This is a genomic window from Citrobacter sp. RHB21-C05 (assembly GCF_013889015.1).
GTDB lineage: Bacteria > Pseudomonadota > Gammaproteobacteria > Enterobacterales > Enterobacteriaceae > Citrobacter_A > Citrobacter_A sedlakii.
Genome location: NZ_CP057611.1, coordinates 2653710 through 2666552 on the forward strand (window position 1 = coordinate 2653710; position 12843 = coordinate 2666552).

Genomic DNA, 12843 nt, shown 5'->3' on the forward strand with positions numbered 1-12843 from the left:
TCAGCCCCCGGTCAATGAGGGAGCCTGATTGCGGAGCGCATCAATCACATCATCCGGGCTGTCTGCCGGGTTGATGAGGTCGAGTTTCTGAAGAACCCGAATCATGTCAGTATCGCGCAGCGCGCCGGACTGCCAGGCATTAACAATAGCAGTGACCATCCCGGATTCGGCAACCTTCGCGATGAATTCCTGGTTGATGGTGTAGCTCGTCGATTCGTCCTTAATTCCGAGATATTTCGCACACCAGCCCAGCGCCAGCGTATAAGCCTCTGATACGTTTGAAACGCAGATACCCAGCACCGACGTTGATGCGCTCTGTTCACCGCTTGCCTGCGTTGCAGTCTTCGCCGTGGCGTTCTGCTCAATTAGCCGGGCGCCCAACTGCACCATGTAATCGCGTTTGCTGTCCATGGCCTCTTTAGCCAGCATGTTCGGCTGCGCCTGGGCATAGCCAAACGAGCCTTCTTTAGGAAGTAGTAAGGGTGAGCGGGAACCTATTTTGACGCCTTTTTTTTCAAGGTGGTCGCGCCAGTTGGTATCAAGCCCGGTTATATAGGGCTGAACCTGTCCGCAGAACCACACGCTGTCCTCATAGTCGGCACTGTTGCGGTAATGGCCGTGGTTAATTTCCACCAGCGCGGCCAGCGGCGAGTCATCGATAGTGGGATCGTTGTTCTGTGCGCCGACAAAAGTGAACGGGATTTCGTCCCAGTAATCCTTTCCTTTCGGCTTCGGTTGATATTCGCTGCTGACGGTATAGGCTCCGCTTGACGTACCACTTGCCCGGCGCCATACCCGGCAGATAAACTTCCCTTCTTCCAGCGCCAGCTCGCGGTACTGAATTTCGTCCTTGTAAGCGTAACCGTCCGGCTCTTCTACGCATTCGCGCAGGATCACCAGCACCAGTTGATCGCGTCCGTTAATACGCTTCGTTCGCCAGTTAATGATGTTCTCTGCCGGATAGCGGAGAATGATCGCTTCGTCTGATGCTTCTGCATAGTCAACATAAAGCCCATCACGCGCCACCTCCAGCACGTTCTCAACCACCAACTGCGACTGCTGATATATGCTGGTTCCCGCCCCGTCAGCATTGTCCAGCAGGTATTTCAGCTTCTCCGGGCCGTTAAACGTTGGGTCTTTGCGATACGCCATGCCAAGCATGCCGATCTTCGTATTGCCAGCAATGGCGTAGAACACAGCGCGGCTCAGATAGTCCTCATTGCGCTTACGGTTGCGCGTGGATTTATCGGTTGGATCGAGATAAGGCAGATACTTATTGCCCGCCGCTTTTACGGCCTCAGCTCCTTTGCAAAAGTCTCTGTATTTCCGCCAGGCAGCAGAAGCCGCCCGGTGTTCTGGTCGAACCCAGGTGATGTCGTCGTTTGCCATATCAGAAAGTGGTATCCATGGTGATTGAATAGGCTGGTTTAACTATCGGGAACTGCTTCACGATGAAATAACCGGCGCCATCGTTTGGGTGATCGTTATCGCTCTTTTTGTCAGGCTCGCCGTTTTTATCCCACACCTGCTGCTCCAGACAGTCGGCATATACCGGGCAACGCGCCACATTAACTTTGTAACGACGCTCACCGTTACCGTTGCAGAACATAGCATTCATTGAATTTATTCGGTCTTTTACTGGTGGGTTAGCATCATCAACAATGACGTTAAACCCAGCCTGACGGAGTTGCTCAATATCAGTTTTGCTGGCGTTATTCGACTTTCTGGAGTCGCCGGAAGCATCCGGATAAATATAAATTTCCCGAACCTTGCGATAGTCGCCATCAGCGTATAACCAGAATCGCTCCTTGATAATTCGGATAATGTCAGGAGTATCGTAGGCGTTGATGATTTCAGTAACCGCATGCGGTAACCCGAGCCGGAGAACGTGGACGATCCCCGCCATTTTTCCTACGTTGAAATCCATCCCTATATAGAGCGGTTCACCGGGCTGCTCCTCCTCGCTGGAATTATTCAGCGCCCGATCGAACTGGTGATAAATGGTACCGCTGGTCAGGTTAGTGAACTGACCATTAAGGTACGCTTTAATCAGTTCCGGCGGATAGCTCGCCAGTAGTGAGGTTATGTAATCGGCAGGTAAGTTTTTCTCATTGTCGAAAGTACTGGCCTGCACCAGGCCGTAGAGCTTCTTAAGATCAGGATTTTCCCTAAGAGCCTTAACAAACTGTTCGTAGACAAATTTGAACCCTTCTGGCGTCGTTGTTATATCAATACCATTACGCAATCCATCAACTTTGTAACGCATACGCGCAATAATTTTTCGCCACGCCTGCCGCGCCTTCTCTTTCTTCAGAACGTCGAGTTCATCCACCAGCGCATTACCGATTTTGAAACCGACTATCGTGTCGGGTTTCTCCATAGATCGGCAAATTGTCGTGCCGCGATACTGGCGACCATTGTAGAAATGGACCTCTTTGTTACTCTCAACGATCTGGACCTTCAGCCCCCAGTCGTGCGCCACCTCCTCTATCGTGGGATAGAAAATATCGCGAATCTGAGGATAGGTTGGTGCGAAATAACCCTGATTGATTTTTGGAAATTCCCAAAACCCCTTACAGAGTCCACCACAACCTACCCACGTCTTACCGGATCCGAAGCCAGCAACATACGCCTTAAATTTCACATCCATTGCGAGAAAGCGCGCCTGTGGGATGTTAAGTGTCGGGCTGATCCCCATTGTCTGCCCTCGCATCCACTACGTTGATATTGATCTGCACTGGCGTTGGTTCGTCATCATCACCATCACCGGCCAGCTCTTTGCGCAGTTTTTCCACCTCCAATTGTCGTCGTTCAATTTCCAATTGTTGAAGTCGCTGCGCAAATTCACTGTCCGCCAGGCCGAGGCGCTTCATTACGGCTTCAAACATCCGTTCGCGGCTTATCGCGGTAATTTCAACGCCGTGCTTGCCGAGCTTAACGCCGGAATATGCCAGCGCTGCCGTAGTGGGCAACTTGCGGGTATCAGCAAAAAATGGCTGGCCTATTCCATCGCCATTGCAGCGTGGACATTCCGGGTTTGGTTCCTGCGTATGGTCATATCCATATCCGCCCACGTCCTCAGGCTCGCGACGTTTGCGTTCAACCGCTTCGATTCGCTTTTCTTCGTACTCCACGGCATCACGCCATTGGTACTGGTGACCGAAGCCCCAGCAGTAGCGGCAGCTCCCGCGGCGATACTGAGAAAGCTGGTTGGCGTCGAACGTTGCCAGTCGCCACATCTGCGCAAGCACCTCGTCTGCACTGCCGAGTGTGCGCATTAACGATTCTTTCTGCTGCTGCGCAATCGCCTGCGCAACGTTAGGATTCGCTATGAGTTGACGACCATAGTTTGGGTCACTATATCCTGCGCGTGCAGCGGCGGCAGTGGCGTTATTGTCCTTCAGGTATTCCGCGACAAATAAACGCTGTTGGGCAGTAAGACCGTCATCATCCACCAACTCTTTTGCGCATTTTTCCTTTTGCGCAGTGCGCAGTTTTTTCTGCGCAGGTTTTTGCGCAGTTGGTCTTTTTATGTATCGGCGGGCTGTTGCGTAATTCAGTCCCTGCGCTTCACACCAATCCTTCGGTGATACGCCGGTAGCGGCATTGTCGGACAGGAACCGTTGCTGAAGCTCGCCCCAGTCCGGTTTTGCCATTGTTTTACTCCGTTATTTTGATTCGATGGTCGCCATAAAGTGAAATACGCTTAAGCTTTCTCAGTGAATTGACGATAATGATTCCAGTAGCTGATAGAAAAGGAAGAACAATGATTAGATGTGTAACTCCCGCCTATAAAAAAATCTGGAATATTTGCGAAAATTCAGATCAAAGCGATAAGGCAGTGATTCTTATCGTTAACAGTGCTTGGGCAAAAGAAGTTGCCTTGGCTCAATTCAAAGAGGATGGGTACGACCCAATAAGCACCAAGCTGACTTCTATCAGAGAATGGATGACGCACGGCGGAGAGCTAAACCCATCGATAATGCACATTTCTCGCGATGGCATAACAAGGTTTGACGAAGGTAGAACTCGCGCGATCGTGGCTGACGAAAAAGGCTACCATGACTATCCGATCGCAACCACTTACCGCCACGCTATGAATCTCAAGGAGCACTGGGGCTCAGTATCGAGTGCAAAAAAGGTGTTTGATTTTACTGAGTGCTGGGATCGTATAGATAACGCGATAATCTTAGGAAATCCATAAATACTGGCATATGCGTTAAACGTATATGCACGTTTAAACCGATGAGGTACTCGCAACAGCACATTTCCAGCTTGTCTGTGAGTACCAGTGTTTATCTCATTAAAGGGAATAAATATGAGCATGCCGCAACCAATAGCTAACATGCTTTTGTTGCAGATGATGACCCAGCCAAAAGACATCAAACTTGCTGCAATCTATGCGTTAGGCGAAGGTAGATGCCAGGCGGATAACATTACCCAGGAACTACACAAATTAAGCCAAAGTGATGATATAGAGATTAGAATCGCAGCCATTAAGGCACTTGGTCGGTTATATCGATAAATACTGTGATTTCGCCATTACGATGGGTCTGCCCATGGTGATGGCAATAAAAAGCCTCGCGAATTCGAGGCCTGTCCCCTTAAAACCAGTTTGAATTAGTCATCATCCCTACGTAGATGAATTGAAACTGACTCCCCGCCACCGATAAATCCGCCATAATGGTCGAATGTTCCTTCGTGTTCCAATATAGCAACCACGGCGGCCGTCTCAGTGTTATTCATCCCGAGCTCATCTGCGATCTCTTGTTTTATCTCCGTCAAATCAACGACTTTCTTGCCAATGTTTTCTAACCGATTAATCATCCCACTCCAATCATCGTTAGAAATCTCAATGATTTCCGCATTAGCATTCATACCGACGGTAGGATCAATAACTACCCCATCGCTATTCCTTTTGTACTGAAAAATACCGGCCTGACCACCTTGGTAACCGCCTAATGTTTGTAATACTTTCATGTGCATCCATCTCCATACAGTAAGAATGGAAATATAATCGGCACACAAGTAGAAGATCTTTAATTTATAAACTCATTGCTTGCTTCTTATGGCAGTTCGCCTGCCACGTTTTGTTATGCGCCAGGATGTCGCGCTTCGTCTGCTTGTCCAGCACATCCCAGTCGTGAGCCGTGCCGTAGATGGGCTTAACCCAATCGCAGGCCGTGTCCACTACCTCAATCCTTGCGGATCCAGTTGTCGCGCAGCTCGCGATCAACATCGTCGCCACGCATATGGTTAACAGTCTGCTGTACATTACTGGCCTCTTTCGTTACTTCCACCCGGCGCTCTGCTACCGCTACCGTTGCTGCGGCGTTCTCTTCGGTGCGCTGCTTGTCTGCTTTGGCTTCCGCTGTGCTGGTGCCGCGCGCATGGCCGAAACCAAAAGCACCAGCGATAGCTGCAATCACCGCTGCGGCCAGCCCGATAATCATTTCAATTCCCATAGCAGCCTCACACCAGCACGGCTTTTGCCAGATTGAACCGACGACGGCGGTCATCAAGACCGTTTTTACCGCCGTTGATGATGATCGTGATACGTTCCACATCGCCGGAATACACAAGGCATCCGCTGGTGGCAAAGAACCACGCTGCGGAACGCGCTGCATTTTCGTCCTGCTCCAGCAACTCCGGCTGAGTAACCAGATCCAGTTTTAGCGCCAGGCCGCATTTGCGATAGTTGATTAACCCTGTGATTTGCTTCAGCCCGCGCCCGCGATATTTCCACCCGTCACCGGCAACCTGATTGCCCAGGTTCTTTTTGCCCCACTCGCCGCCGTAAACCAGGTTAGCAATCGCTTTCTGATTTGCCGGTTGCGTTGCCGTTCTGCCGAGCGCGGCGGCCTGCTGTGCCGTGATACGGTGCTTGCCGAATACGGGAACAAGACGATCGGCTGTGTAGTTCAGGCTTTCCACCAGCTTTTCATACCCGCCGGACTCATGCCCCATCTGCGCTATGAACATGGACTGATCGAGCGGCGCAGTGATGCCGAATTCTTTCATTGCCGTGTCGATATGCGGAAACCAGCGCGCGGCCAGTCCGACGCTTATACCAGCCGCCAGCTGAAATTGTTGTTGATTCATTTGATTACCCCGATATTGAGGCAGGACAAAAAACTTCTGACAAAGTGTGATGTAATAAATGCGAAACAGAGTTTGACTAAAGTCGATACTCCACCTCATTAGAACAACACCAGGCCTCGAACTTTCAGGGAAGCGGAGATGTCGCGCTTCCCTTTTTTATTTCTGAAGAATGTTGATTAAACGTGCCACGTTTCCCCGAGCCCAAAGCACGGCGGCGCAAATCAAGATATTAATGATGACCACCATCCAGTGTGATTCCTGGTAGAGGCCGAACAGATAGCGGAATGGGATGCTGGCATAAACCAGTACAGTGAAATAAGCGAGTAGAGAAACTATTGGGCGATGCCTGGCACCATCACGCTGGTAAAACATCAGAGCGAGAACGATGACCGCGCAAATACCAGCATTGCTCATCGCTGAAGGATCACTTGTTACCATTGCTGGCCCCTCCTCCGCGCAATCTCGAAAGCATACTGAACAAGCTTCCCAAATCCTGACTGTTGATGAAGGTAAGAAGTTTGATAGCCAACGCAGCCACTGCCACAGCGCCGAGAGCATCAAGCGGCCTGTCACTGTAACCTGTCCACTTGGCAAGGTACGAACCAACAAGCCCTGCTCCGAGAACGCCAACAATAAACGACGTCACGAAATAGCAAACCAACTTTATCCTGCTGATGTTTGCTGCTGTCGCTACGTAGAACACGGCCCCTGCGAAAGCGCCAAACACCACGCCATAATCAATACCGGTTGCGATGCCAAAAACACTGGCACCCATAAGCCCACCAGCGGCAACCGTAGTGCCAGAAACAGGATCGGACATTTAGCCCCCTCTATTGCTGTGAGTCCTCTCAGTACGAGGGGAAATAAAAAAGGCCGCCCGGAGGCAGCCTGATCAAAAATAAGTTTTTTAACCTGGTGGATCTAACGGACCAGCCAGGATACTGACTTCACTGTTGTGACAAATTGCATCATCCCGGGTTAAGTGCCATACGCCAGGTACAATTTCGCCGGTCGATATATCTTCGAACTCTTCACTCTTGAAATAAGCCACCTGGACAGAGTCAACGTGCTTAATCCAGTAGAACCCTTCCTGCATAGGTCACCTCATCACTGATAGAGTAGACAGTATAGCGGTACGGCAACACCATAGCAGACTGAATAATAGATGTGTTTAAACAAACCGGCATTAATATGAGGCACTCCATCCAACAAACCACCCACGGTTGTACGGATATTAACGGAGTGCTTTTGGATGAGCGCTGACCCCAAAGGTCAGTATTTTTAAACAGCAATTTTGCAAAAAGCAGCGCCCATTCAAAACTTGAGCGATCAGCGGGAATCGAACCCGCATCATCAGCCTAGAAGGCTGAGGTAATAGACATTATACGATGACCGCATGATCCGCCATCGAGGATTAGAACCCCGAACCAAAGAGGTAGAAGCTCCGTGCTCTTTCCAGTTGAGCTAATGACGGAAAAAATTGACCAGTGAAGTCCACTGGTCATGGGTCATGCAGTTGTCTCTGCGAAACGGGTGCATCCCCACCCAGTGTTTTCAGTATCGAGAGCATTATCGAATGCCATATTAACTATAGCATCGCAGAAAAAAGTCACACCGATAATTCCCTATGACTCACCCCTGAAGGCTTTGTGGTTGAATTGCGCCGAGCGTGGCGCAAAGAATACCGATTGGCAGACTTAGAAATGAAAAACCCCGCGGGATTAACCGCAGGGTTGAAATTTCATGCTGGCCGAAACGATTGAACGGATTCCCAGCGTTAGAGTTGATGCTAGCCTAAAATTCCGCGAATCTCAACGCCTTTGTTAACACCAAGCTGTAATGTCCCCTTTGAACCATTCTAAAATGTCCCCAGACAATTCTCTGGGGGATTTTTCATGATCAAAGAGACTGTTACGATGAGTCATAAGGAACTCCACCGACTTCAGATTATTCAGGAGTCAATTAATCGACATATTACTCAGGAACAAGCTGCGGCACGCATTGGCATTTCTATTCGGCAGGTTAAACGTCTGGTGCAACGGTATAGAAATGAAGGGCCTTCTGGTCTGGTTTCCCACCGACGTGGAAAGCGTCCTAATAATTCCTTTTCTACTGAATTCAGAGCAACAGTAATTTCACTCCTCAAAGGCCGTTACGCTGATTTTGGACCTACGTTTGCGTGCGAAAAATTGCGCGAGATACACGGTTTATCTTTATCCGTTGAAACTCTCAGAAAGTGGATGATAGAAGAGGGGTTATGGCGTAAACGCCGTCGTAAAATTGCCCGTATATATCAACGCCGCATGCGACGACCATCTTACGGTGAACTGATCCAGATTGATGGCTCACCTCATGACTGGTTTGAAAATCGAGGCCCCAGATGTACACTGATCGTTTTCATTGATGATGCCACCAGTGCGTTGATGGCGTTGCGTTTTGTGCCTGCTGAAACAACCCGGGCTTACATGGAAACCCTCCGGGGTTACCTTAATGATCATGGCGTACCGCTCGCTCTCTACTCTGATAGACACAGTATATTCAGGGTAAATAACCCAGAGCGGGAAGGTGAGCTGACCCAGTTCACTCGTGCGATAAAGACACTGGGCATCGAGCCAATCCATGCCAACAGCCCGCAGGCAAAAGGGCGGGTAGAGCGCGCCAATCAGACACTACAGGACAGGCTGGTCAAAGAAATGCGGCTTCAGAATATCAGTGATATTGAAACAGCAAATGCATGGTTGCCGACCTTTATTGAAGCCTATAACAACCGGTTCGCTACGTCGCCTCGTACTACTGATAATGCTCATCTTGATGTGCACCATTCTGAAGAGGAACTGGGTTATATCTTCAGCCTACAGGCGAAGCGCGTTCTGTCTAAAAATCTCACTTTCCAGTACAAAAGCAGTGCGTTTCAGGTACGCAGTGAGGGCCGGGGATATCGACTTAGGCATTCGGTTGTTACTGTATGCGAGAACTTTGACGTTGAAATTAACGTTCTGTATGACGGGAAAGCGCTGGGCTGGGAAAAGTATGTTGATGGCCCGGAGCCTATACCACTGGATGATGAAAAGAGTGTCCATGAACGAGTGGATAATGCCCGTATTGATTTACGCTCAAAATACTATGTTAAATCTAAAGCTGACCATCCCTGGCTTACGCGCCGAACGCAAAGTCATCAGCAAGTTAAGCCCCCGAAGTTACCTAAAAAGAAGCCTGATCCCGATAAAAAAGATTGAAACCAAGATCGATTCGGTTGAGTGCATATCCATTCATAGGGTAGATTCTTAAGTCGCGTTTCTGGTGTTCATTTTCGGGTGGTTTGTTACTTGTTTTACCGGGGATATGCCAGAAACGCGCTGAGTCAGTCTGGGCGGTGCGCGTAATGAGGCGTTATGGTAAATAGCCTATGCTAATGTCCGCTAAGAGCAAGAAGCGGAAGTTGGCAGTTTTGTGGACTGTCCCCACAAAAGTGACTACAGAAATAGTTGCAATTCATAATTGATCATGGGTTGTCAGTTAAACTCGTGGCGATTTAAATAGACTAATTGGGAGTGCGTCCATTACTTATATCTTGTAATGTTAACTATCAGAAATGATACAAAGATAATATGTCTTTAAAGAAAAGGCTGATGGCGAAAAGTGGCCCGATGAGGGCCACAATACGGCTGTCACTTAGACGTAAATATCAATGGTGCCAGCGGTATTTGTATCGTCTTTTTTCTCTTCTTTTTTATCAGGCTGAACTGTCGCGTCTTTATTCTTTTTCTCTGCCTGCTGCCTTAACAACTGCTCCAGTTGAGCCCTGAGGCTTTCAATTTGCTTCTGTACCAATGCAGCCATTTCTTTTTTCTGCTGTGTCGTCATCCCCTCTTCCGATGAGATTTTCCCAAGCTTTTCAGTCAGCACCTGAATTTGTCTTGTGATTTTGGCTATTTCTGATGTTCCTTCCGGGGCGGAGTTGTTTGAAATAACGGTTGAGGTATTCCCCTGAATTGTGACAGACATAGATTTCTCCTTTTAAAAAAGCACTATCGGCATGCACAAAAAAATCTTTAATCGTATTTCTTGTGTCATTAATTGTTTGATGTTCAGATTGTTTTCCTCGCGGGCTGGCGCGCCTCAGAAAGTAAAGCTTGTTGACAGGGGTAAACGTTCGGCAATAATTTTCTGCCGCATGCGGGTGTTGCATAAAACGTGCTATGTTCCTTTATCGACAGGTCAGGTCACCGCTCACCCGCCGACGAGAAAGCAACACTGACATGCTAAAGCAAAAAATAGATGAATAAGTTGAGTTGTGCATATGTAGCCTGACCGTCACAAAGTATATGGTGTCTGTACCAGTAAGATGATGGCCGGACTCTTTAAAAACGAGCTGACCTGCACAATACAGGATGGACTTAGCAATGGCTGCTCCTGGCACAAAGCGGACAGTGATCACCGTTCTTACGACTACTTTCTGACTTCCTTCGTGACTTGCCCTAAGCATGTTGTAGTGCGATACTTGTAATGACATTTGTAATTACAAGAGGTGTAAGACATGGGTAGCATTAACCTGCGTATTGACGATGAACTTAAAGCGCGTTCTTACGCCGCGCTTGAAAAAATGGGTGTAACTCCTTCTGAAGCGCTTCGTCTCATGCTCGAGTATATCGCTGACAATGAACGCTTGCCGTTCAAACAGACACTCCTGAGTGATGAAGATGCTGAACTTGTGGAGATAGTGAAAGAACGGCTTCGTAATCCTAAGCCAGTACGTGTGACGCTGGATGAACTCTGATGGCGTATTTTCTGGATTTTGACGAGCGGGCACTAAAGGAATGGCGAAAGCTGGGCTCGACGGTACGTGAACAGTTGAAAAAGAAGCTGGTTGAAGTACTTGAGTCACCCCGGATTGAAGCAAACAAGCTCCGTGGTATGCCTGATTGTTACAAGATTAAGCTCCGGTCTTCAGGCTATCGCCTTGTATACCAGGTTATAGACGAGAAAGTTGTCGTTTTCGTGATTTCTGTTGGGAAAAGAGAACGCTCGGAAGTATATAGCGAGGCGGTCAAACGCATTCTCTGAACCAAAGCATGACATCTCTGTTTCGCACCGAAGGTGACACTTCTGCTTTGCGTTGACACGCCTTTGTTCTCTAAAAATATTGACTGTAGGAAATCAGCCTACACGGTCACTGACTTTAAAGCGCTGTCTGCATAACCTTCTTGCCTGTAGCACTCTTCCACAAGCAATTCAAAGAGCGGTTGCAGGTGATCGTAAGCTGTGGTTTTTTTTACATCCCATACGGTACGGACGCCCTCCAGAACACTGGAAAATTTTAGCCGGGCGTAACCTCTCCCAGTGCAGCGGTCACACACTTTCATAACCGGCACGCCCTGTTCCTCTGTCTTTTTCTTATCGAGCACCTTCCCTTTGCCGTGGCAGCGACATGCATTACTAATAACGCCTTTACCGTTGCACGCTTTGCACAGTACTCGCGCGCTCTCCCGAACTGATTTCCACTCCTCCCAGTATGAGGGGTAAACACCCTTTGTAACTTTTGCCCATTTTGGCGGCTTGCCGTCGGGGTATTGGATTTTGTTGGTGAATACCTCGACTTCGGTAAAGCCACTACCATCGCAGCAGTCACATCTGCGAACGCTTGCCGCACTACGGGCGTAATCCTGGTATGCAAAAGCACACATAATTTCGAGAACGCGCTGCCGGACTTTTTCATCGAGTTCTGTAACTGATTTAAAGCGTCGGGATATTTCAACGGCTGAATCATAGAGTGCCTCCATCGCCCGATCTGGGCTACTTATGCCAATCTTTGCTAGATAGAGATCAAAGCCAAATCCGCACTTCGCGTTAACCAGTCCAAGTGCAGCCATCACATCAGTACCGGTCAGGCAGTCGTTAGCTGTCGCCCTCGAGGAGTCACTGAACATCGATGATTTTGGCGCGAAGTATTTAGCGATTGATTCGAGGTTCATTATGCGGCTCCTGCTGAATGATAGATGCGAACAAAATTACGAAGGATGCGGTAGTCCACCAGCACCGATCCCCGGTAGCGGTAGATGCGAAGGCGCTGCCAGTGCGCGCGGAGTACCTCAAGCGTTTCTGGCTTCATCTGGCCTCCCCGATGATAATTTGTCCGGTTTCTCCCCAGATTTTGGTAACCCGTCCGTCCCAGACATGGCTATCTTCGTCAAACACCGCATCCAGTAGAGCCTTTTCCAGATTGTCTTTGTCTGGTTTTTGTTGATGAGGCCGGCCGACATATTGCGCCCGCTTCGTCTTACTCCAGCTCTTTGGCATGGGGATGACGAACGTGACGTGATATCCGGACTCTGGCAGGCGGATGCCCAGCAACCGGACCCGTTCTTTGTATGCCCAGTACGCTGCTGTTGCTGGCCGTTTATGCCATCGGTCACGTTGAGTCATTCGGGGCTTGCCAATCGGCGTAATTTCGTAAATTTTCATGCGGGCACCACCAGCCCGCGGCGGGCAACTTCAATCACTGTCAGAACAATCGCGCGGTCCATAAGCTGTCGACGCTCCTCCCTGTTCAGCTTATTCCCGTTATCAATGCTGTCATGACAGCAAATGCAGAGCGCAGCTGTCGCACAGTCATCGGTTTTTAATCCCATGCCTTTCCCTTCGTTCCGGTGTGCCACCTGCGTTCCCCATGCGCCACAAAGAACACAACGCTCGATCTTCCCGACGGCGGCGAGCCATTTTTTGCTGCGATAAATAGCCATG

General features: G+C 49.2%; 20 protein-coding genes and 2 tRNA genes. 5 read left to right on the forward strand and 17 right to left on the reverse strand.

Going from position 1 to position 12843, the window contains the following annotated elements:
- From HVX72_RS12770 to HVX72_RS12780, 3 genes are read right to left on the reverse strand one after another with little or no spacing between them, the layout of a single operon-like run.
- Positions 1-1389, reverse strand: coding sequence for a DUF4055 domain-containing protein (locus tag HVX72_RS12770; protein ID WP_181821500.1), 1389 nt, complete (start codon positions 1387-1389; stop codon positions 1-3).
- A 1-nt stretch (position 1390) separates the two neighbouring features.
- A complete protein-coding gene (locus HVX72_RS12775; RefSeq protein ID WP_181821501.1) occupies positions 1391-2698 on the reverse strand; it encodes a terminase family protein in 1308 nt (435 codons plus the stop codon).
- A complete protein-coding gene (locus tag HVX72_RS12780) occupies positions 2676-3656 on the reverse strand; it encodes a terminase small subunit (RefSeq protein ID WP_181821502.1) in 981 nt (326 codons plus the stop codon). Before HVX72_RS12780 ends, HVX72_RS12775 begins: the two co-directional genes overlap by 23 nt.
- A gap of 77 nt (positions 3657-3733) precedes the next feature.
- On the opposite strand from HVX72_RS12780, the gene HVX72_RS12785 reads away from it, so the two are divergent.
- Together HVX72_RS12785 and HVX72_RS12790 are read left to right on the forward strand one after the other, a co-directional pair.
- Positions 3734-4204 carry a hypothetical protein gene (locus HVX72_RS12785; protein ID WP_139267361.1) on the forward strand — a complete coding sequence of 157 codons (471 nt, stop codon included), beginning with the start codon at positions 3734-3736 and terminating at the stop codon, positions 4202-4204.
- 114 nt (positions 4205-4318) lie between these two features.
- Entirely contained in the window at positions 4319-4525 is a 207-nt protein-coding gene (locus tag HVX72_RS12790) for a HEAT repeat domain-containing protein (RefSeq protein ID WP_042291595.1), read from the forward strand.
- Positions 4526-4620: 95 nt separating this feature from the next.
- Here HVX72_RS12790 and HVX72_RS12795 read toward each other — a convergent pair whose 3' ends face one another.
- The 8 genes from HVX72_RS12795 to HVX72_RS12825 all read right to left on the reverse strand — a co-directional run bounded on the left by HVX72_RS12795 (position 4621) and on the right by HVX72_RS12825 (position 7576).
- Positions 4621-4980, reverse strand: coding sequence for a hypothetical protein (locus HVX72_RS12795; protein WP_071258647.1), 360 nt, complete (start codon positions 4978-4980; stop codon positions 4621-4623).
- A gap of 215 nt (positions 4981-5195) precedes the next feature.
- Positions 5196-5465, reverse strand: coding sequence for a hypothetical protein (locus tag HVX72_RS12800; RefSeq protein ID WP_071258649.1), 270 nt, complete (start codon positions 5463-5465; stop codon positions 5196-5198).
- 7 nt (positions 5466-5472) lie between these two features.
- Entirely contained in the window at positions 5473-6102 is a 630-nt protein-coding gene (locus HVX72_RS12805; protein WP_104868777.1) for a glycoside hydrolase family 19 protein, read from the reverse strand.
- Between the two features lie 156 nt (positions 6103-6258).
- The gene (locus HVX72_RS12810) at positions 6259-6540 is read right to left on the reverse strand and encodes a phage holin family protein (protein WP_181821503.1); all 282 of its coding nucleotides are present in this window, start codon (positions 6538-6540) and stop codon (positions 6259-6261) included.
- Positions 6527-6922: a phage holin family protein gene (locus HVX72_RS12815; RefSeq protein ID WP_042291608.1), complete on the reverse strand. Its 396-nt coding sequence runs from the start codon at positions 6920-6922 to the stop codon at positions 6527-6529. Before HVX72_RS12815 ends, HVX72_RS12810 begins: the two co-directional genes overlap by 14 nt.
- Positions 6923-7009: 87 nt before the next feature.
- A complete protein-coding gene (locus HVX72_RS22210; protein WP_042291610.1) occupies positions 7010-7198 on the reverse strand; it encodes a hypothetical protein in 189 nt (62 codons plus the stop codon).
- A 228-nt stretch (positions 7199-7426) separates the two neighbouring features.
- Positions 7427-7498 (reverse strand) — tRNA-Arg (locus HVX72_RS12820).
- A gap of 4 nt (positions 7499-7502) precedes the next feature.
- Positions 7503-7576, reverse strand: a tRNA-Arg gene (locus tag HVX72_RS12825).
- A 421-nt stretch (positions 7577-7997) separates the two neighbouring features.
- Here HVX72_RS12825 and HVX72_RS12830 point away from each other — a divergent pair.
- Positions 7998-9338, forward strand: coding sequence for an IS1202-like element ISEsa1 family transposase (locus HVX72_RS12830; RefSeq protein WP_181821504.1), 1341 nt, complete (start codon positions 7998-8000; stop codon positions 9336-9338).
- 436 nt (positions 9339-9774) lie between these two features.
- Here HVX72_RS12830 and HVX72_RS12835 read toward each other — a convergent pair whose 3' ends face one another.
- Both HVX72_RS12835 and ydfV read right to left on the reverse strand, forming a co-directional pair.
- Positions 9775-10107 carry a FlxA-like family protein gene (locus HVX72_RS12835; protein ID WP_001317460.1) on the reverse strand — a complete coding sequence of 111 codons (333 nt, stop codon included), beginning with the start codon at positions 10105-10107 and terminating at the stop codon, positions 9775-9777.
- A gap of 202 nt (positions 10108-10309) precedes the next feature.
- The gene (ydfV, locus tag HVX72_RS12840; protein WP_001326990.1) at positions 10310-10615 is read right to left on the reverse strand and encodes a protein YdfV; all 306 of its coding nucleotides are present in this window, start codon (positions 10613-10615) and stop codon (positions 10310-10312) included.
- Between the two features lie 24 nt (positions 10616-10639).
- On the opposite strand from ydfV, the gene relB reads away from it, so the two are divergent.
- Positions 10640-10879: a type II toxin-antitoxin system antitoxin RelB gene (gene relB / locus HVX72_RS12845; protein ID WP_000534858.1), complete on the forward strand. Its 240-nt coding sequence runs from the start codon at positions 10640-10642 to the stop codon at positions 10877-10879.
- Positions 10879-11166, forward strand: a complete 288-nt coding sequence (relE, locus tag HVX72_RS12850; RefSeq protein WP_000323025.1) for a type II toxin-antitoxin system mRNA interferase RelE — start codon at positions 10879-10881, stop codon at positions 11164-11166. Before relB ends, relE begins: the two co-directional genes overlap by 1 nt.
- 98 nt (positions 11167-11264) lie before the next feature.
- Here the strand turns inward: relE and HVX72_RS12855 are convergent, their stop codons facing one another.
- Genes HVX72_RS12855 through HVX72_RS12870 form a run of 4 tightly spaced genes read right to left on the reverse strand, consistent with a single transcriptional unit; the run spans position 11265 to position 12842 of the window.
- Complete coding sequence (locus HVX72_RS12855; RefSeq protein WP_181821505.1) at positions 11265-12074, reverse strand: antitermination protein; 810 nt, start codon at positions 12072-12074, stop codon at positions 11265-11267.
- The gene (locus tag HVX72_RS12860) at positions 12074-12211 is read right to left on the reverse strand and encodes a YlcG family protein (RefSeq protein ID WP_181821506.1); all 138 of its coding nucleotides are present in this window, start codon (positions 12209-12211) and stop codon (positions 12074-12076) included. The genes HVX72_RS12855 and HVX72_RS12860 overlap by 1 nt, the downstream gene beginning before the upstream one ends.
- A complete protein-coding gene (locus HVX72_RS12865; protein ID WP_181821507.1) occupies positions 12208-12564 on the reverse strand; it encodes a RusA family crossover junction endodeoxyribonuclease in 357 nt (118 codons plus the stop codon). The genes HVX72_RS12860 and HVX72_RS12865 overlap by 4 nt, the downstream gene beginning before the upstream one ends.
- The gene (locus tag HVX72_RS12870; RefSeq protein ID WP_181821508.1) at positions 12561-12842 is read right to left on the reverse strand and encodes a hypothetical protein; all 282 of its coding nucleotides are present in this window, start codon (positions 12840-12842) and stop codon (positions 12561-12563) included. The genes HVX72_RS12865 and HVX72_RS12870 overlap by 4 nt, the downstream gene beginning before the upstream one ends.
- Position 12843 lies beyond the last annotated feature (1 nt).